General features: G+C 71.1%; 13 protein-coding genes. 8 read left to right on the top strand and 5 right to left on the bottom strand.

The annotated features are described in order from the left end of the window. Window positions 1-18: 18 nt before the first annotated feature. Complete coding sequence (hrpB, locus tag ABZT93_RS19535; RefSeq protein WP_356105982.1) at window positions 19-2,493, top strand: ATP-dependent helicase HrpB; 2,475 nt, start codon at window positions 19-21, stop codon at window positions 2,491-2,493. Here hrpB and ABZT93_RS19530 read toward each other — a convergent pair. The 3 genes from ABZT93_RS19530 to ABZT93_RS19520 form a co-directional block, all read right to left on the bottom strand. After that, window positions 2,483-3,466 carry a DUF3068 domain-containing protein gene (locus ABZT93_RS19530; protein ID WP_356105981.1) on the bottom strand — a complete coding sequence of 328 codons (984 nt, stop codon included), beginning with the start codon at window positions 3,464-3,466 and terminating at the stop codon, window positions 2,483-2,485. The two genes, hrpB and ABZT93_RS19530, sit on opposite strands and share 11 nt — an antisense overlap. A gap of 21 nt (window positions 3,467-3,487) precedes the next feature. Continuing rightward, window positions 3,488-3,622, bottom strand: a complete 135-nt coding sequence (locus ABZT93_RS19525) for an SPW_0924 family protein (protein ID WP_107405601.1) — start codon at window positions 3,620-3,622, stop codon at window positions 3,488-3,490. 146 nt (window positions 3,623-3,768) lie between these two features. Continuing rightward, window positions 3,769-5,505: a lytic murein transglycosylase gene (locus ABZT93_RS19520; protein WP_356105979.1), complete on the bottom strand. Its 1,737-nt coding sequence runs from the start codon at window positions 5,503-5,505 to the stop codon at window positions 3,769-3,771. Window positions 5,506-5,813: 308 nt separating this feature from the next. Here ABZT93_RS19520 and ABZT93_RS19515 point away from each other — a divergent pair, with 308 nt between their 5' ends. Further along, entirely contained in the window at window positions 5,814-6,659 is an 846-nt protein-coding gene (locus ABZT93_RS19515) for a DUF4184 family protein (RefSeq protein WP_356105977.1), read from the top strand. Here the strand turns inward: ABZT93_RS19515 and ABZT93_RS19510 are convergent. After that, window positions 6,592-7,065, bottom strand: a complete 474-nt coding sequence (locus ABZT93_RS19510) for a hypothetical protein (protein ID WP_356105975.1) — start codon at window positions 7,063-7,065, stop codon at window positions 6,592-6,594. The two genes, ABZT93_RS19515 and ABZT93_RS19510, sit on opposite strands and share 68 nt — an antisense overlap. 464 nt (window positions 7,066-7,529) lie before the next feature. Further along, a complete protein-coding gene (polA, locus tag ABZT93_RS19505) occupies window positions 7,530-10,256 on the bottom strand; it encodes a DNA polymerase I (RefSeq protein WP_356105974.1) in 2,727 nt (908 codons plus the stop codon). 167 nt (window positions 10,257-10,423) lie between these two features. Here polA and ABZT93_RS19500 point away from each other — a divergent pair, with 167 nt between their 5' ends. From ABZT93_RS19500 to ABZT93_RS19475, 6 genes are all read left to right on the top strand, one after another. Further along, entirely contained in the window at window positions 10,424-12,703 is a 2,280-nt protein-coding gene (locus ABZT93_RS19500; RefSeq protein ID WP_356105972.1) for an FdhF/YdeP family oxidoreductase, read from the top strand. A 48-nt stretch (window positions 12,704-12,751) separates the two neighbouring features. Then, window positions 12,752-13,213: a hotdog fold thioesterase gene (locus tag ABZT93_RS19495; protein WP_356105970.1), complete on the top strand. Its 462-nt coding sequence runs from the start codon at window positions 12,752-12,754 to the stop codon at window positions 13,211-13,213. Between the two features lie 849 nt (window positions 13,214-14,062). Beyond that, window positions 14,063-14,749 carry a hypothetical protein gene (locus tag ABZT93_RS19490; RefSeq protein WP_356105968.1) on the top strand — a complete coding sequence of 229 codons (687 nt, stop codon included), beginning with the start codon at window positions 14,063-14,065 and terminating at the stop codon, window positions 14,747-14,749. A gap of 226 nt (window positions 14,750-14,975) precedes the next feature. After that, window positions 14,976-16,196, top strand: a complete 1,221-nt coding sequence (locus ABZT93_RS19485; protein WP_356106051.1) for a branched-chain amino acid ABC transporter substrate-binding protein — start codon at window positions 14,976-14,978, stop codon at window positions 16,194-16,196. A gap of 133 nt (window positions 16,197-16,329) precedes the next feature. Further along, on the top strand, window positions 16,330-17,259 hold the full coding sequence (locus ABZT93_RS19480; RefSeq protein ID WP_037719268.1) for a branched-chain amino acid ABC transporter permease: 930 nt from the start codon (window positions 16,330-16,332) through the stop codon (window positions 17,257-17,259). A gap of 5 nt (window positions 17,260-17,264) precedes the next feature. After that, a complete protein-coding gene (locus ABZT93_RS19475; protein ID WP_356105967.1) occupies window positions 17,265-19,034 on the top strand; it encodes a branched-chain amino acid ABC transporter permease in 1,770 nt (589 codons plus the stop codon). Window positions 19,035-19,046: the final 12 nt, after the last annotated feature.

Here is a 19,046-nt window from a genome sequence, read left to right as displayed (position 1 = left end):
CCGTACGACACTGGTGACGTGATCCGTTACGACGCCCTGGACGCCCTTCCCGTACGCAGTGCCCTGTCCGCGCTGGGCGACGCCCTGGAGGGGCACGGCACGGCGGTCCTCGTGGCACCGCCGGGCACCGGCAAGACGACCCTCGTCCCGCTGGTGCTCGCGGGCCTGCTGGATCCCGGCGCACCCGCGCGGAGGGTCGTCGTCGCCGAACCCCGCCGTATCGCCGCCCGCGCGGCCGCCCGGCGGATGGCGTGGTTGCTGGGCGAGAAGGTCGGCGCGAGCGTCGGCTACACCGTGCGCGGCGAGCGGGTGGTCGGGCCGCACGCACGCGTGGAGGTCGTCACGACGGGTGTGCTGCTCCAGCGGCTCCAGCGCGACCAGGAGCTGACGGGCGTCGACGTGGTGGTGCTCGACGAGTGCCACGAGCGGCATCTGGACGCGGACACGACGGCGGCGTTCCTGTGGGACGTACGGCAGACCCTGCGCCCGGAGCTGCACCTGGTGGCCGCGTCCGCGACGACCGACGCGCGCGGGTGGGCGCGGCTGCTGGGCGACGCGCCCGTGGTCGAGGCGGAGGGTGTCTCGCATCCGGTGGAGGTCGTGTGGGCGCCACCGTCCCGTCCAGTACGGCCGCCGCACGGTATGCGAGTCGATCCCGCGCTGCTCACGCATGTGGCGTCGGTGGTACGGCGGGCGCTGTCCGAGCGGGCGGGCGACGTGCTGTGCTTCCTGCCCGGCGTGGGCGAGATCGGGCGCGTGGCCGGGCAGCTGGGCGGTCTCGGTGACGTGGAGGTGCTCCAGGTGCACGGGCGGGCGCCGGCGGCCGTACAGGACGCGGTGCTGGCGGGCGGGGAGCGGCGTCGGGTGGTGCTGGCGACCTCTGTGGCCGAGTCGTCGCTGACCGTGCCGGGGGTGCGTGTGGTCGTGGACTCGGGGCTCGCGCGGGAGCCGCGCGTCGACCACGCGCGCGGGTTGAGCGCGCTCGCGACCGTGCGGGCCTCGCAGGCTGCCGGTCGGCAGCGGGCGGGGCGGGCCGGGCGGGAGGCGCCGGGTGCGGTGTACCGGTGCTGGGCGGAGGCCGAGGACGCCCGGCTGCCGCGTTTCCCGTCGCCGGAGATCAAGGTGGCCGACCTGACGGCGTTCGCGCTTCAGGTGGCCTGCTGGGGCGATCCGGACGCGTCCGGCCTCGCCCTGCTGGATCCGCCGCCGGTCGGGGCGATGGCGGCCGCGCGAGACGTGCTGACGGCCGTGGGAGCGGTGGACGCGGACGGACGGGCGACCGAGCGCGGGGCACGGCTGGCGCGGCTGGGCCTGCATCCCCGGCTGGGACGAGCACTGCTGGACACCTCCGGCGCGGGCGCCGAGGCGGTCGCGCTGCTGTCGGAGCAGCCGCCGCGGGAGTACGGCGACGATCTGGCAGCCGCCGTACGGACCGCGCGGCGGGGCGGCGACGCCTACGCGGCACGGTGGCGGACGGAGGTGCGACGGCTGCGGTCCGCCGCGGCGGAGTTCACACGAGCGAATGACGGGGGTGACGGTCTCGTCGCTGCGCTCGCCTTTCCCGAACGGGTCGCCAGGGCCGACTCGGGCTCCTATCTCATGGCTTCCGGCACCCGCGCCGAACTCTCCGACGGCTCCCCGCTCCGGGGCTCGCCCTGGATCGCCGTGGCGGTGGCGGACCGGCCCGTCGGAAAGGGGCACGCGCGTGTGCAGCTCGCCGCCGTGATCGACGAGGACACCGCCCGGTCGGCGGCCGCCTCCCTCTACTCCGCGCGCGAGGAGGTGCACTGGGCCGACGGGGACGTGGTGGCCCGGCGGGTGGAGCGGCTCGGGGCGATCGAGCTCGCTGTACGACCACTGAAGAACGCGGACCCCCTCCTCGTACGCGAGGCCCTCCTCGAAGGGCTGCGGCAGGAGGGGCTACGGCTGCTGCGGTGGACGCCCGACGCCGAAAACCTGCGCCGGCGGCTCGCGTTCCTGCGCCATCACCTCGGCGACCCGTGGCCCGAGGTCCGCGAGGACGCGCTCCACGCGCGCGTGGACGAATGGCTGGAGCCCGAGCTGGGCCGCGCCCGGCGCCGGGCCGACCTGGCGCGCATCGACGCCGGACAGGCACTGCAGAGGCTCCTGCCGTGGGCCTCCGGCGAGGCCGCGCGGCTGGACGAACTGGCGCCCGAGCGGATCGCCGTACCGAGCGGGTCCAAGGTCCGGATCGACTACGGCGCTCCCGAACAGCCCGTCCTCGCGGTGAAGTTGCAGGAGATGTTCGGGCTGCAGGAGTCGCCCCGGATCGCCGGCATGCCCCTCCTCGTCCATCTCCTCTCCCCCGCGGGCCGCCCCGCGGCGGTCACCGCCGATCTCGCGTCCTTCTGGAAGGACGGCTACAAGGGCGTCCGCGCGGAGTTGCGCGGCCGGTATCCGAAGCATCCGTGGCCCGAGGACCCGGCGGGCGCCGAGCCGACGCGGCACACCAAGGCACGCCTCAGGCCGTGACCGGTTGGGGTTCCTCGACCTTCGTGGCGGCCGGGCGGCGGCTGCGGGCTTCCAGCCACAGTGACAGCGCCAGCAGCAGGAGGCCCAGGATCAGGAAGCCCCACGGCAGGTACGAGGTCATGAGGAGGACGAGGGTGCGGTTCGACTTGACCAGGTCGACGGTGTGCCGGATGTAGTCCTCGCGCATCTTCACGTCGCCGGCGAAGACGGTCACCTTGTCCCGGCCGCCGAGGAGGGTACCGCCGCGTAGTTCCTCCTTGTGGAGTTCCTCGCCGTACACCGGGGCCCCGGTGAGGGGTTCGACCCAGAACTTGCGGACCGTGGTGTACCAGCGGGTGGTGCCGGTCCTGGCGATGGACGCGGGGGTGATGCCCTGGATCGGCATGGTCTTCGGGAAGGGCACCTTGGTCCAGGGGATGGTCTGCTCGAAGTAGTAGACGTCGAGGCCGCGGAAGTTCCGGGTGCCCTTGTAATGGATGGGGGCCGAGGTGCGGGCCTGGGCGTCGAAGTAGACGTAGTCCCGTTTCTCGGTGAGGAAGGGCCACTTGAACTCGATGCCCGCACGTGTCACGGGGTCGCCGTCGACCATCTCGCCGGTGGCGTGGACCGGGTCCTGGGTGTGGGCGTCGAAGATGTAGCGCTCGGGGATCTTGGAGACCATCTTGCCGTCGGGCCCGACGACATAGGACAGCCCGTCCCAGACCACGACGTCCTTCCCGGCCGTCTTCTCGATCTGCTCCGAGGCCTCCACATTGCCCTTGAGGGTCTGCACGATGGTGACCTTGGAGACCTTCTTCGCGGTCATCGAGCCGTAGTCGAGGAGGGTCGCGTCCTTGGCCTCCAGGACCATGTCCTGGTACTGGTTCGCGGGGATCTTGGCCAGGCGCGGGAAGGCGTACCAGCGCAGCAGCGGGGACAGCGCCGCGAAGAACACGGCGAGGGCGAGCAGGACCAGGCTGGTCTTGCGGCGCATCTCGGCCTCCCGGGCGGACGGTTACGGGTGTGCGGGCACCGTGGTCAACAGCGGCTTGGGGGATGTCTTGCCGGTGGGCGTGCCCAGCGCGGTGATCGTGAGGACCAGCGCGAACGCGAGGGCGAGACCGGTCGCGGCGGCGATCAGGGCGCGCATGTCTGCCTCCCTGCGGACGGGAACTGATACATCGTCAGGTCCGGCACCGTAGCAACGCCCGGGCGAGATGAGAACAGGTCGCACACGCACGGAGGACGCCCGGTCCGCCGTAGCGGAAAGGACGCCCTCCGTGGTGGGTCCGCGTGCTACGAACTCGCGCTGGGGCTCGGCGAGGGGCTCGCGGAGGTGTCAGCGGCCGCCGCCACGGTCAGCGTCACGTCGAGCGTCGCGCCTCCCGCGGTGGTGATACGGAGCACGTAGGTACCGGTGGTGTCGTCGGCGTAGAGCTGCGGCAGCTTCAACAGGCCGTCCGCGTCGGTGGTGAGGCCCGTCAGGGTGCGGACGGTCTTGCCGTCGGCGTCCTTGAAGTAGGGGCCCTTGTCGTTCTCGGTCGCGTCGTCGGCCGATTTGATCAGGGTGGCGGTGGCGGCGACCTTGTCGGCGACGGCGTCCTTGTAGGTGGCCTTGATCTGGACCGCGTCGGCGAACTCGCCGCCCGGGGTGCAGGTCAGAGCGGTGTCGGCGGTGCGGACGAGGGTGTCGGCGACGCGCTGGGTGACGGTGGCCGAGTAGATCGGGCCGGTGACGGTACGGCCGATGAGGGTGGCGCGGACCGCGAAGGTGCCGGTGGTCTCGCCCGCCTGGAGCGCGGGCGCGGTGGCCACTCCGGAGCTGTCGGTCAGCGCGGTGGCGACCTTTTCGCCGCCGGTGAAGGTGGCGTCGGTGTCACCGAGGATCGTGTAGCGGATCCGGACCTTGGCGACGCCCTTGCCGGAGGCGTTCTCCGCCTTGGTGCTGATCTTCTCGGTGAACGCGTCGCCCGCCATGGCGGCGAGCTTCCCGGTGCCCGAGTCCTCCAGGTGGTCCACGGACTGGGTGGGGGTGGCGGGAGTCGTCGGGGGCGGTGTGGTGGGTGTCCCGGACGGGGGCGGGGTGGTCGACGGCGGCGTCGGGCTCGGCAAGCCGGGCTTGCCCGGCTTCGACGTGTGCGGCGTCGAGGGCGACGACGGCGAGGGGGTCGAGCCGCTGCTGCCGCTGCTGCCGCTGCTGCCGTCGCTGCGGTTGCCCGGGATCGTGCCGGTGCCGTCGGGGACCTCGTAGGTGCCCTTGCGGAAGTACTCCAGCCACGACCGGACCGTGTTCAGGTAGTCCTGCGAGGGGTTGTAGCTGAGGATCGCCTTCTTCAGATCGCCCGCGTCCGACAGGTCCCAGCCGTTGCGGCACAGGTAGTGGCCGGCGGCGAGGGAGGCGTCGTAGATGTTGTTCGGGTCCTTCACCCCGTCGCCGTTGCCGTCCCGGCCGGCCCACGCCCAGGTGGACGGGATGAACTGCATGGGCCCGACGGCCGAGTCGTAGGCGCTGTTGCCGTCGTAGGCACCGTTGTCGGTGTCCTTGATGAGCGCGAAGCCGTTGCCGTCGAGCTGCGGGCCGAGAATCCTGGAGGTCGTGGTGCCGTCCGCGTCGACGCGACCGCCGCCGGCCTGGCCCGACTCGACCTGGCCGATGGCGGCGAGGAGTTGCCAGGGCAGGTTGCAGCCGGGCTTGGACTCCTGGAGTTCGGCCGCGGCCTTCTTGTAGGCGTCGAGGACGGTCGCGGGTATGCCCGCCTCGGTCTCGACCGGCGTGGAGGCCGGGGTGCCGACACTCGGCGCGGGGCTCGGGGTGTTCAGCGGAGGCAGGTCCGTGTAGTACGGCGACTTGCCGGTCGCGCCGTTCCCGGAGGTCGGGTCGGGGGAGGCCTCGGCACCGGCGGCGGTCGATCTGCCGTTGTCGTCGGCCGTCACCCCCGGGGCCTGGGAGGCGGACAGGGCCGCGACCGCGAGTGCTGCCACGGCGGTGGTCGTCGCCCCTTTGGCCAGCCTCCTGCCGAATTGCGCCGCCATAAAGTGAACCCCTCCTGTGGACGCCGGAGCGCCCGTCTCCGTCTGTCGCTCTCGTCCAGTAGTGACAGTCGAACCGGCCTGGAGGTTGCCCCTGTGACGCGCGGCAATTCCTGATTCGCACGTTCGACCGAGCTCCCCGGCGCGGTGACCCGTGTGACCCTACGACAACTTCCTTTTCGCGGACACCGGTTCATGCCCGATATTCACCGGTTGGCCATGTTCGATCGGTGCGGGCTCGCGTCGCTCATACTGGACGCGACCGACGTCCCGGGCCGAAGCCCGGCCAACACCCGCCGCGAGGAGCCCCGTTGCCGTTCACCCTGAGCCATGCGGCGGCGGTGCTGCCCGCGGTGCGCACCGACGGAACGGGGCGGGGCCGACTGGTTCCGGCCGCGCTCGTGGCCGGATCCTTCTCGCCCGACATGACCTATTACGCGGCAAGTGTCGTGTCAGGGGCGATGGAGTTCGGCACCGTCACGCATTCCTTCGCGGGCGTCTTCACGATCGACGTGCTCGTCGCCTGGGCCCTGGTGGCCCTGTGGCTGCTGCTGCGAGAACCACTGGTGGCCCTGCTGCCACGAAGGCGACAGGGCAGGCCGGCGGCGCTGCTGCGCTGCGGCACGCCACGCGCGCGTGTGCGCATGTCACTGGCCGTGCGCTGGTATGTCTCCGCAGCCCTCGGAGCGCTGACTCACGTCGTGTGGGACGCGTTCACGCATCACGACCGGTGGGGGGTGCGGCTGTTCCCCGTCCTGGGCCGGGAGGTGGACGGGTCGCCTCTGTACTGGTACCTGCAGTACGGCGGTTCGGCGCTGGCCGCGATGGTCATCGCCGTGTTCTGTCTGAACGCCCTGCGCCGGGCATCCGTGGCGGCCGAGCCGCGGGGTGTCCCCGCGCTGTCGGTACGGGACAGGTGGTGGGCCGTGGCCGTGATCGGCGGGTGTGTGACGGTGGGCGCGCTGCAGCGGGCCTCGCGGTGGTGGGCGTACTGGGGTTCCACCGCGAAACCCTGGGAACTGATCCCTGCCCTGTGCTTCGGCGCGGGCGCCGGCCTGGTCCTCGGGGTCCTGCTGTATGCCGCGGGGGTCAGGCTGTGGCGCCCGGCCCCGGCCCCCGACGCCCGGGAAGACGCCGGTCTCCCGCTCGCTCGCTGACGGCGTCCGCCTCGGCGACCACGGCCGCGACGAACACCGTCATCGTGGACATCGGACGGGACCCGGGCAGCAGGGTGAGGGCGAGAGCGAGGTAACCGAGGGCCAGCTCGGCCCACAGCCGACAGCGCGACGGTTCCTCGTCCTCTACGGCGCCCTGATCGCGGCGGGTGACACGGTGCCGCAGGTCTGTGGCGGCGTGACGCAGGGGGGTGGTGAGGCGGGCCGGGATCCGCGGGCTCGCCGCCCTGGCTCGCGCCCGGCGCAACAGTGTCGCCAGGTCGAAGGGGATGCGGGCGGTGCTTGCGGCGGCCGCGTGGGCCGGAACGGGACGCTGCGCGGAGAACCGTGCCTGGTCGGCGTACGCCTGTGCGGGGGCCGACCGGCGGTGGAGCATGCGTATACCCATGAGCGCATCCTGGCCGGGGGCGCGGTCGGGGGCGTTGTTGTGGCGTCCACGTGAGTGACGCGTGGCGTGTGCCTACGGGGATGCCGGGTCGGGGCGGGTGCGGGCAGCTGCGCGGGGCTTGGACGGGGCGCCTAGGGGGGTGCGGGGTCGGGTTGTCGGGCGGGTGCGGGCAGCTGCGCTGGGCTTGGGCGGGGCGCCTAGGGGGGTGCGGGGTCGGGCTGGAGCGGGGCGCCTAGGGGGGTGCCGGGGCGGGTTGTCGGGCGGGTGCGGGTCCGATGGGGCCGGTCGCGCAGTTCCCCGCGCCCCTAGGGGGTTGCAGTGACCCGCGCCCCGACGGGCCGAGGACGGATACCCCGAACCCGCCCGGGCCGCCGCAGGCGTCAGGGGCGCGGGGAACTGCGCGTACGGCCCCCGCCGGCCCGCGGACGAACGGCAACGCCGCCCGCCAGCCCGACCGCCGGAGGTCAGTGCGCGGCGGATTCCCAGTCCGGGCCGTCCCCCACCGACACACCCAGCGGAACCCGGAGAACCACGGCGTCGGACATCTCCCTGCGGACGATCTCCTCCGCGGCAGCCCGCTCCCCCGGCGCGATCTCCAGCACGATTTCGTCGTGGACCTGGAGCAGCATGCGGGACACGAGGCCGGCCTCGCGCAGCGCGCCGTCCACCTTGAGCATCGCGATCTTGACGATGTCCGCCGCCGTGCCCTGGATCGGTGCGTTGAGAGCCATCCGCTCGGCCGCCTCACGCCGCTGGCGGTTGTCGCTGTTGAGGTCGGGCAGGTAGCGGCGGCGCCCGAAGAGCGTCGCCGTGTACCCCGTGGCCCGCGCCTCGTCGACCGCCCGGCGCAGATAGTCCCGCACTCCGCCGAACCGCTCGAAGTACGCGTCCATCAGGGTCCGGGCCTCCCCGGCCTCGATGTTCAGCTGCTGCGAGAGCCCGAACGCGGACAACCCGTACGCCAACCCGTACGACATCGCCTTGATCTTGCGCCGCATCTCCGCGTCGACCGCGCCGGGCTCGACCGCGAAGACCTGGGAAGCAGCCGTGGTGTGCAGGTCCTCCCCCGAGGTGAACGCCTCGATGAGCCCCTCGTCCTCGGAGAGGTGGGCCATCACCCGCAGCTCGATCTGGCTGTAGTCGGCGGTCATGAGGGACTCGAAGCCCTCCCCGACCACGAACCCCCGCCGGATCGCCCTCCCCTCGTCCGTACGGACCGGGATGTTCTGCAGGTTCGGATCCGTGGACGACAGTCGGCCCGTCGCCGCGACCGTCTGGTTGAAGGTCGTATGGATACGGCCGTCCGCGGCGATCGTCTTGATCAGGCCCTCCACGGTCACCCGCAGCTTGGCCTGCTCACGGTGCCGGAGCATGATCACCGGCAGTTCGTTGTCCGTCTGGGCCGCCAGCCACGCGAGCGCGTCGGCGTCCGTGGTGTACCCGGTCTTCGTCTTCTTCGTCTTGGGCAGGCCGAGCTCGCCGAAGAGGACTTCCTGGAGCTGCTTGGGCGAGCCGAGGTTGAACTCGTGCCCGGCCGCCGCGTGCGCCTCCTTCACGGCCTGCTGGACCGCGCCCGCGAACATCTGCTCCATGGCCTCCAGGTGGGACCGGTCGGCCGCGATGCCGTGCCGCTCCATGCGCGCGAGCAGGGCGGAGGTGGGCAGCTCCATGTCCCGCAGCAAATCCGCGGCCCCGACCTCCTCCAGGCGGCCCTCGAAGGCCAGGCCCAGATCGAGGACGGCGCGGGCCTGGATCATCAGCGCCTCGGCCTCGGCCCCCTCGTCCGCGCCGAAGGCGAGCTGCCCGTCGGCCGTGGCGGCGGGCGCCAGCTCCCGGCCCAGGTACTCCAGTGACAGCGCGTCCAGGTCGAAGGACCGGCGCCCCGGCTTGACGAGGTACGCGGCGAGCGCGGTGTCCATGGTGACGCCGGCGACGCTCCAGCCGTGCTCGGCGAAGACCCGCATGGCGCCCTTGGCGTTGTGCAGGACCTTGGGCCGGCCGGCGTCGGAGAGCCAGGCGGTCCAGGCCCGCTCGTCGGCCTCGTCCAGCTCGGACGGGTCGAACCAGGCGGCGGCCCCGCCGGACGCGGCGAGCGCGACCTCGGCGACCGAGCCGGTGCCGAGAGCCCAGGTGTCGACGGTGGCGAGGCCGAGGGGCTGCTGTGCGCCGTGCTCGGCGAGCCAGTCGGCCAGCTCGCCGGTGCCGAGCACCTTGCCGTCCACCTCCACGCCCGGCGCGACGACAGGGGCCCCCTCGGCCTCCTCCGCGCCCGGGTCGACGGCCAGGAGCCGCTCCCGCAGGGAGGGGTTCCTGATCTCCAGGGTGTCGAGGATCATCGCGAGCGTCTTGCGGTCGTAGGGGGCGCGCTCCAGGTCGGTGACCGTCTTCGGCAGCTCCACCGTGCGCACCATCTCGGTGAGACGGCGGTTGAGCTTGACGGCCTCCAGGTGGTCGCGGAGGTTCTGCCCGGCCTTGCCCTTGACCTCCTCGACGCGCTCGACCAGCTCCGCGAACGAACCGAACTGGTTGATCCACTTCGCGGCGGTCTTCTCGCCGACGCCGGGGATGCCGGGGAGGTTGTCGGACGGGTCGCCGCGCAGAGCCGCGAAGTCGGGGTACTGCGCGGGCGTCAAGCCGTACTTCTCGAAGACCTTCTCCGGGGTGAACCGGGTCAGTTCCGAGACGCCCTTCGTCGGGTACAGCACGGTGGTGTGCTCGGAGACCAGCTGGAAGGAGTCGCGGTCGCCGGTGACGATCAGCACGTCGAAGCCCGCGGCCTCGGCCTGTGTGGCGAGTGTGGCGATGACGTCGTCGGCCTCGAAGCCGTCGACGGCGAAGCGCGAGACGTGCATCGCGTCGAGGAGCTCACCGATCAGCTCGACCTGGCCCTTGAACTCGTCGGGGGTCTTGGAGCGGTTGGCCTTGTACTCCGTGAACTCCTCGGAACGCCACGTCTTGCGGGACACGTCGAAGGCCACCGCGAAGTGCGTGGGCTCCTCGTCGCGCAGGGTGTTGGCCAGCATCGACGCGAAGCCGTAGATCGCGTTCGTCGGCTGGCCGGTCGCGGTGGTGAAGTTCTCCGCGGGCAGCGCGAAGAACGCGCGATAGGCCAGCGAGTGCCCGTCCATGAGCATCAGGCGCGCGCGGCTGCCGGGGCTGCTGTCGGTCTTCTTCGCTGCTGTCTCTGCCACGCCCCCGATCCTGCCACGCCCCACTGACAGTCAGACCCGCCCGCCGCCGACGGCACGCAGAGGTCGGCCTCGCCGCCGCTTCCCGCCCGCCCGGCAGACGGCGTTGTCACCGGCGCGTGCGAGGATCGGAGACGTACCTCACAGGTGTGTGCGAAGGAGAGAGTCCGATGGCCACGAAGCCGCCCAAGGGTGATCCGGTTCAGGACGCTCCCCAGGTCACCGAACCGAAGCACGCGGCGGCCGGCCTCCCGGCCATCGGCCACACCCTGCGGATCGCCCAGCAGCAGATGGGCGTCAAGCGCACCGCGCTGACGCTGCTGCGCGTCAACCAGAAGGACGGCTTCGACTGCCCCGGCTGCGCCTGGCCGGAGCCCGAGCACCGGCATTCGGCCGAATTCTGCGAGAACGGCGCGAAGGCGGTCGCCGAGGAAGCCACCCTGCGCCGGATCACCCCGGAGTTCTTCGCCGCGCACCCCGTCGCCGACCTCGCCACCAGGAGCGGCTACTGGCTGGGCCAGCAGGGGCGGCTCACCCACCCCATGTACGTCCCCGAGGGCGGCACCCACTACGAGCCGGTGACCTGGGAGCGCGCCTTCGACATCATCGCCGAGGAGATCACCGCCCTGGGCTCCCCCGACGAGGCTGTCTTCTACACCTCGGGCCGCACCAGCAACGAGGCCGCGTTCCTCTACCAGCTCTTCGCCCGCGAGCTCGGCACGAACAACCTGCCGGACTGCTCCAACATGTGCCACGAGTCGTCCGGTTCGGCGCTCAGCGAGACCATCGGCATCGGCAAGGGCAGCGTCCTGCTCGACGACCTCTACCAGGCCGACCTGATCATCGTCGCCGGACAGAACCCCGGGACCAACCACCCCCGCATGCTCTCCGCGCTGGAGAAGGCCAAGGCGAACGGCGCGAAGATCATCAGCGTCAACCCGCTGCCCGAGGCCGGCCTGGAGCGCTTCAAGAACCCGCAGACCCCCCAGGGCATGCTCAAGGGCGCCGCGCTCACCGACCTGTTCCTGCAGATCCGCATCGGCGGCGACCAGGCCCTGTTCCGCCTCCTCAACAAGCTGATCCTTCAGACGCAGGGGGCCGTCGACGAGGCCTTCGTCCGCGAACACACGCACGGCTACGAGGAGTTCGCCGAGGCGGCCCGCGCCGCCGACTGGGACGAGACGCTGACCGCGACCGGTCTCACGCGCGCGGAGATCGAGGAAGCCCTCTCCATGGTCCTCGCCTCCGAGCGGACCATCGTCTGCTGGGCCATGGGACTCACCCAGCACAAGCACTCCGTGCCGACCATCCGCGAGGTCGTCAACTTCCTCCTCCTGCGCGGCAACATCGGCCGCCCCGGTGCCGGCGTCTGCCCGGTCCGCGGCCACTCCAACGTCCAGGGCGACCGCACCATGGGCATCTTCGAGCGCCCCGCGCCCGCCTTCCTGGACGCCCTGGAGAAGGAGTTCGGCTTCGCGCCGCCGCGCGAGCACGGCTTCGACGTCGTGCGCGCCATCCGCGCCCTGCGCGACGGCGAGGCCAAGGTCTTCTTCGCCATGGGCGGCAACTTCGTCTCCGCCTCCCCGGACACCGACGTCACCGAGGCCGCCATGCGCCGGGCCCGGCTGACCGTGCACGTGTCGACCAAGCTCAACCGCTCGCACGCGGTCACGGGCGCGCGTGCCCTGATCCTGCCCACCCTCGGCCGCACCGAGCGCGACCTCCAGGGCAGCGGCGAGCAGTTCGTGACCGTCGAGGACTCCATGGGCATGGTGCACGCCTCCCGGGGCCGCCTGGAGCCCGCGAGCGGACAACTGCTGTCCGAACCGGCCATCGTGTGCCGGCTGGCCCGCCGGGTGCTCGGCGAGAAGAGCCGGGTGCCGTGGGAGGAGTTCGAGAAGGACTACGCCACCATCCGCGACCGTATCGCCCGAGTGATCCCCGGCTTCGAGGACTTCAACGCGCGCGTGGCCCGGCCCGGCGGCTTCACCCTCCCCCACGCCCCCCGCGACGAGCGCCGCTTCCCCACCGCCACCGGCAAGGCCAACTTCACCGCCGCGCCCGTCGAGTACCCCGAACTGCCCGAGGGCCGGCTGCTGCTGCAGACGCTGCGCTCGCACGACCAGTACAACACCACGATCTACGGGCTCGACGACCGCTACCGGGGGATCAAGAACGGCCGCCGGGTCGTCCTCGTCAACCCCGAGGACGCCGACCGGCTCCGGCTCGCCGACGGGTCGTACGTCGACCTCGTCAGCGAGTGGAAGGACGGCGTGGAGCGGCGGGCCCCCGGGTTCCGGGTCGTGCACTACCCGACCGCCCGGGGATGCGCGGCCGCCTACTACCCCGAGACCAACGTCCTGGTGCCGCTGGACTCCACCGCCGACACCAGCAACACCCCGGCCAGCAAGTCCGTCGTCGTACGTCTGGAACAATCGGCAACCGACTGAGCGTTTGCTCAGCACAGACAGTCGTAGCGACCAGGACGGAGCCCGCCCATGGGTGAGCAGCAGCACGCCACGTTCCCGCAGGAGGTCATCGACGAGTACGCGGCGCTCGGCGTCGACCTCGTCGCCATGTTCTCCGCCGGGCACCTGGGCACCCGCATGGGCGTGCAGATCGTCGAGGCCTCGGCTGAGCGCGTCGTCGGCACCATGCCGGTCGAGGGCAACACCCAGCCGTACGGCCTGCTGCACGGGGGCGCCTCGGCCGTGCTCGCCGAGACCCTCGGGTCGGTCGGCTCCATGCTGCATGCCGGGAGCTCGAAGATCGCGGTGGGCGTGGACCTGAACTGCACCCACCACCGCGGGGTGCGCTCGGGCCTGGTGACCGGGGTGGCCACACCGGTGCACCGCGGACGGTCCACCGCGACGTACGAGATCGTGATCAGCGACGAGGAGGAGCGCCGCGTCTGCACCGCCCGCCTGACCTGCCTCCTGCGCGACGCCCCCGCCCGCTAGGCCTGTCCCGCGAACCAGGCCGGCATCGCGGGTGCCGACCCACAACGCTGCGGCGCCGACCTCGCCTGCCGGCCCTCCCACCCACCCGGGACACCCCGCAGCCGCAAGAATTGCCCCGCGGGCCATGCGGCCGGCATCGCGAGGCTCGGCCCACCTCTCCACGGCCCCGACTCCGACCGCCGGACCTCCGTCCACGCCCACCCGGTCATGCCCCGCACAGGACACCCCGGCGCAAGAATTCGCCTGACGGGCCAAGCCTCCATCGCGATCCCCGGCCCACCACCCTGCGGCGCCGACCCCGATCGCCGGACCTCCCGCCCGCCTGGACGCGCCCCGCACGGGACACCCCCAGCCGTAACGCGCCCGACGAGCCAGGCCGGCATCGCGAGGCTCGGCCCGCCTCTCCACGGCCCCGACTCCGACCGCCGGACCTCCGTCCACGCCCACCCGGGCATGCCCCGCACAGGACACCCCCGGTGCAGAATTCGCCCGGTGGGCCAGGCCGGCATCGCCACGCCCCAGCCCACCACTCAGGGCCCCGACGCCGACTCCCGGCCTCCCCCACGCCCCAGACACCCCAAGCCGTAAGAAACCGGCCGAACTGCCCATGCCTGCATCCGGCGGACCACCTCACCGCTCCGCCGCCCCGACGCCCGCTGCCGACTCCCCCACGCCCGGACAGCCCAGAACGGCATGGCGCCCCGTCCGCCCTGTGCCGCCCCGACGCACCAGCCCCGCTCGGACCGGCCCCGGACGCAGGCCTTCTTTCCCTCGCCGACCGGGTCAGCCGGACAGGCCCGGGGAGTACACCGGCTGCGCACGAACCCCCGACTCCCCTACCGTGCTCCCATGACCGGCATCGGCCCCGTCGAGCCCGTCGACTCGCCGGATTCCAAGGACAGTTACGACGTCATCGGCACAGACGAGCCCCGCCTGACGGACCGTTGGAGCGCGCGGTGGCACAGCATGCCACCCCGCGCCCGCAGGGCCACCCTGACCACCACGGCAATCGCCCTGCTCGCGGCCGGAGTTCTCGTCCCCCGCACCCTCTCCGAGGACCCTCACCCCGAACCGGAGCACACCCCCGTCCCCTGGCCCGCCAACGTCACCGCCTGGCGGTACCTCGGGCCCGCCGGACTCCCCACAACCCCCGGCACCCACCCCACCAGCGGCCGCTTCCGCTTCGCCGTCGACGTCCACCACGGGCCCCCCGTCACCCTCCAGGTCACCGGCGCCGCCTTCACCGGCCTCACCGCCCACGCCCTCCCCGAGACCTTCACCGTCCACCCCGGGACCACACGCCGGGTCACCGTGGAAATAACGGTTTCCGACTGCTCGGGTCTGCCCCTGAATGCCGACCTACCTTTTCTTGACGTAACCCTCCGTAACGCGCGCGCAATACAGCATCACAGTTTCATCTTCGGCCGGGCGTACTCCCACGACCTTTTCCAGCTCCTCCGGGGCGCCTGCGCCACCACACCGCCGCCACAGCCCGGACGGCCAAGCGGAAGTGCAGGTTCTCAAAATGCGGACTGAGTGGATATTCCGCCAAACCGGCTGAGACCCCCCTCCACGGAAGCCCGCCATCCACCACGTCATAACAAGAAAGTCACAAGCCAGCTCACAGCGATGCCCCTGCCCGCAAACCGGGCTTAGAGTCACGGCCAGTCACCGCTCCATCGGGAGTTCGGTAAAGCGCGGGCACCAGCCGCACCCACGAGGGCGCGCGTGCCTGCGGAAAGGACTGATTGTGCGACGTTCCATGGTGATCCTGACCTCCGTCATGGCGACGGGGGCTCTCACACTCACCGCCTGCGGCTCCCGAGACGACAAGGGCGGCGACGGCGACAACGGGGGTGGCACCACCCTCACCATCGGAGTGGACGCCCCCCTGTCCGGTGAGAACTCCACCACCGGTCTCGGTATCCAGTACGGTGCCCAGATCGCCGTCGACGACGCCAACAAGAACAAGCTCGTCCCCGGTGTGACCTTCAAGCTGAAGGCCTTCGACGACAAGGCGCAGCCGGCCACCGGCCAGTCCAACGCCACGGCCATCACCGGCGACAAGACCGCCGTCGGCGCCGTCGGCCCGCTGAACTCCGGCGTCGCCCAGTCGATGCAGCAGGTGTTCGCCTCGGCCAACATGGTCGAGATCTCCCCCTCGAACACCAACCCCGCCCTGACCCAGGGCAAGGACTGGCAGACGGCCAAGAAGCGTCCCTACAAGACGTACTTCCGCACCGCCACCACCGACGAGCTCCAGGGCAGCTTCGCCGCCGACTACGCGTACAACGGCCTCAAGAAGAAGAAGGTCTTCGTCGTCGACGACAAGCAGACCTACGGCGCCGGCCTCGCCAAGATCTTCAACGAGCAGTTCAAGAAGCTCGGCGGCACCGTGGTCGGCACCGACCACGTCAACACCGGCGACAAGGACTTCGGCTCCCTCGTCACCAAGATCAAGACCTCCGGCGCCGACCTCCTCTACTACGGTGGCCAGTACGACGAGTCGTCGCTGATCACCAAGCAGATGAAGGACGGCGGAGTCAAGATCCCGCTCTTCGGCGGCGACGGCATGTTCGCCTCCACCTACATCGAGACCGCGGGCGCCGCCTCCGAGGGCGACCTCGCCACCGCCGTCGGTGTCCCCGCCGACACCCTGCCCGCCGCCAAGACGTTCATCGAGACGTACAAGTCCAAGGGCTACAAGGGTGACTACGGCGCCTACGGCGCGTACTCCTACGACGCCACCACCGCCATCATCAAGGCCGTGAAGGCCGCCGTCGACGCCAACGGCGGCAAGGTCCCCAGCGACATCAACGCGCTGCGCTCCTCCGTCGTCGACGGTGTCCAGAAGTCCGACTTCGAAGGCATCTCCGGCAAGGTCTCCTTCGACCAGTACGGCGACACCACCAACAAGCAGCTCACCGTCTACCAGGTCACCAAGGGTGCTTGGAAGGCTGTGAAGACCGGCACCGCCAGCTAGTCCCGGCCTCGACGGCAACAGCACCACCCACACGGGCCGCGCGGAAGGGGACCCCGACCGCGCGGCCCTTGCCACACCCCACCCCTGCACGCGATCTGTGCACACGACCACCAGCGACAATGGAGGCCACGCGGTGAACACCCTGCCGCAGCAGCTGGCCAACGGGCTGCTTCTAGGCTCGATGTACGGGCTCATCGCCATCGGCTACACGATGGTGTACGGCATCGTCCAGCTCATCAACTTCGCGCATGGCGAGATCTTCATGACCGGCGCCTTCGGCGCCTTCACGGTCTACTTCTACATCCTTCCCGACGGCGTCTCGATGGCCGTCGCCGTCCCCCTGATGCTGGTCGGCGGCGGCATCGTCGCGATCCTCATCGCGGTCGGAGCGGAACGGTTCGCCTACCGACCCCTGCGCGGAGCACCACGGCTCGCACCGCTCATCACCGCGATCGGCCTCTCCCTGGCCCTCCAGGAAGTCGTCCGCAACTTCTACCCCGGCGCCGACCGCGCCGTCGCCTTCCCCGGCCTCGACGCCACCCACGACATCGGCTCCGTCACCATCAAGGACGCCGACATATTCCTCATCGTGGCCGCCATCATCTGCATGTCCGCCCTCGCCTTCTTCGTCCGCAAGTCCCGCACCGGCCGCGCCATGCAGGCCACCGCCCAGGACCCGGACACGGCACAGCTGATGGGCATCGACACCAACCGCATCATCGTCATAGCCTTCGCCATCGGCGGCTTCTTCGCCGCGGTCGCAGCCGTCGCCTACGGCCTCAAGTACGGCAACATCGACTACCGCATGGGCTTCCTGATGGGCCTCAAGGCCTTCACCGCCGCCGTCCTCGGCGGCATCGGCAACATCTACGGCGCCATGCTCGGCGGCCTCGTCCTCGGCGTCGCCGAGACCCTCGCCTCCGCCTACATCGACGGCATCCCCGGCATGGACAAGCTCGGCGGCCAGAGCTGGGCCAACGTCTGGGCCTTCGCCCTCCTCATCATCGTCCTCCTCGTCAGGCCACAAGGCCTGCTCGGCGAACGCGTAGCGGACAGGGCGTGATCACGATGACCGACACCACCACTCGCGGCCTGATCCCCCTGCCGCTCGCCGCGGCCCGCGCACTCCTCCTCGCCGGAGGCATAGCCACCGCCGCCTCCGCCTTCCTCGCCTGGACCTGGACCAGCGAGTTCCCCGGCGACCTCACCATCACCGGCTACCCCGGCGGCCTCCAGTGGCTGACCCTCATCGCCGGCCTCCTCATCACGGTGTTCGCCCTCGCGGCCTACGACATCCCCGGCCTGCGCGGCCTCATCCCCGCCCGCAACAACGCCCCCCTGGTGCTCACCGCCCTCGGCGGCTTCGGCGTCACCTGGTACACCGTCATCTCGATCGCCGCCGAACTCGGCGGACTCGCCAACCTCGAACCGGGCGGCTGGGTCGCGGCCATCGCCTCCCTCCTCCCCGTCATCGGCGCCTTCGTCCTCCCCGAGCCCCGCACCGCGAACGCCAAGGGCAACCTCAAGGCATACCTCGCCAAGCCCGACAACATCCCCGCCCCCGCACCCATCAGCCCCTGGGTCGAGCGCGCGATCATCACCCTCGCCACCATCGTCGGCCTGACCGTCTTCACCTACGGCATCGACACCGAATACGGCGAACTCTTCGTCGGCTTCCTCATCGTCGTCGTCTTCGCCGTCTGGGCCCTGCACACCGCGGGCCTCATGGACCGCTTCTCCCGGATCGTCGCCCGCAACCGCAGCTTCACGCTCGCCATGGGCTTCGCCGCCGCCATCGCGTTCCCCTTCACCCAGACCGACGACCACTACGCCAACATCGGCGTCAACATCCTGATCTTCGGCACCGTCGCCCTGGGCCTCAACATCGTCGTCGGCCTCGCCGGACTCCTCGACCTCGGATACGTCGCCTTCCTCGGCGTCGGCGCCTACACCGCCGCCCTCGTCTCCGGCTCCGAGTTCTCCCGCTTCTCCGGCGTCCACTTCCCCTTCTGGGCCGCCGCACTCTCCGGCGCCGCCGCATCGCTGATCTTCGGCGTCCTCATCGGCGCCCCCACCCTGCGACTGCGCGGCGACTACCTCGCCATCGTCACCCTCGGCTTCGGAGAGATCTTCCGCATCGCCGTCAACAACATGGACGGCGAATCCGGCCCCGACATCACCAACGGACCCAACGGAATCCCGTCCATCCCGGACCTCAACTTCTTCGGGTTCAACCTCGGCGAGGCCCACGACATCGCCGGCTTCACCATCGGCCGCTTCGCCAACTACTACCTGCTCATGGTGCTGATCATGGCCCTCGTGGTCCTGGTCTACACCCGCGCCGCCGACTCCCGCATCGGCCGCTCCTGGATCGCCATCCGCGAGGACGAGACCGCCGCCACCGCCATGGGCATCAACGGCTTCCGCGTCAAGCTCATCGCCTTCGCCCTCGGCGCCTCCCTCGCCGGCCTCGCCGGCACCGTCAGCGCCCACGTCACCTACAGCGTCGTCCCGACGCCGTACCAGTTCGCGGGCTCGACACCCCCCAACTCGGCCTTCCTCCTCGCCGCCGTCGTCCTCGGCGGCATGGGCACGGTCGCAGGCCCCATCCTCGGCGCCGCACTCCTCTACCTGCTCCCGGAGAAGCTCGTCTTCCTCCAGGACAAGTCGCTGCTCGCCTTCGGCATCGCCCTCATCCTCCTGATGCGCTTCCGCCCCGAAGGCATCATCGCCAACCGCCGCCGCCAACTCGAATTCCACGAGACCGGCCAACTCGACGTACCAGAAACAACGACGCTGACCGGCGAACCGGCCGCCGTCACCAAGGCGGGGGCGTGAGCACCGTGACGA

It is taken from the genome of Streptomyces sp. NPDC005303 (assembly GCF_040607335.1).
GTDB lineage: Bacteria > Actinomycetota > Actinomycetes > Streptomycetales > Streptomycetaceae > Streptomyces.
The sequence above is the reverse complement of the archived record's forward strand: the minus strand, read 5'-3'. Positions and strand labels throughout refer to the sequence as shown.

Excerpts from the sequence above, each read along its gene's own strand:
- ABZT93_RS19530 (WP_356105981.1), bottom strand. The coding sequence starts at position 3,466 with ATGCGCCGCAAGACCAGCCTGGTCCTGCTCGCCCTCGCCGTGTTCTTC.
- ABZT93_RS19525 (WP_107405601.1), bottom strand. The coding sequence starts at position 3,622 with ATGCGCGCCCTGATCGCCGCCGCGACCGGTCTCGCCCTCGCGTTCGCG.
- ABZT93_RS19520 (WP_356105979.1), bottom strand. The coding sequence starts at position 5,505 with ATGGCGGCGCAATTCGGCAGGAGGCTGGCCAAAGGGGCGACGACCACC.
- ABZT93_RS19510 (WP_356105975.1), bottom strand. The coding sequence starts at position 7,065 with ATGGGTATACGCATGCTCCACCGCCGGTCGGCCCCCGCACAGGCGTAC.
- ABZT93_RS19500 (WP_356105972.1), top strand. The coding sequence starts at position 10,424 with ATGGCCACGAAGCCGCCCAAGGGTGATCCGGTTCAGGACGCTCCCCAG.
- ABZT93_RS19495 (WP_356105970.1), top strand. The coding sequence starts at position 12,752 with ATGGGTGAGCAGCAGCACGCCACGTTCCCGCAGGAGGTCATCGACGAG.
- ABZT93_RS19490 (WP_356105968.1), top strand. The coding sequence starts at position 14,063 with ATGACCGGCATCGGCCCCGTCGAGCCCGTCGACTCGCCGGATTCCAAG.
- ABZT93_RS19485 (WP_356106051.1), top strand. The coding sequence starts at position 14,976 with ATGGTGATCCTGACCTCCGTCATGGCGACGGGGGCTCTCACACTCACC.
- ABZT93_RS19475 (WP_356105967.1), top strand. The coding sequence starts at position 17,265 with ATGACCGACACCACCACTCGCGGCCTGATCCCCCTGCCGCTCGCCGCG.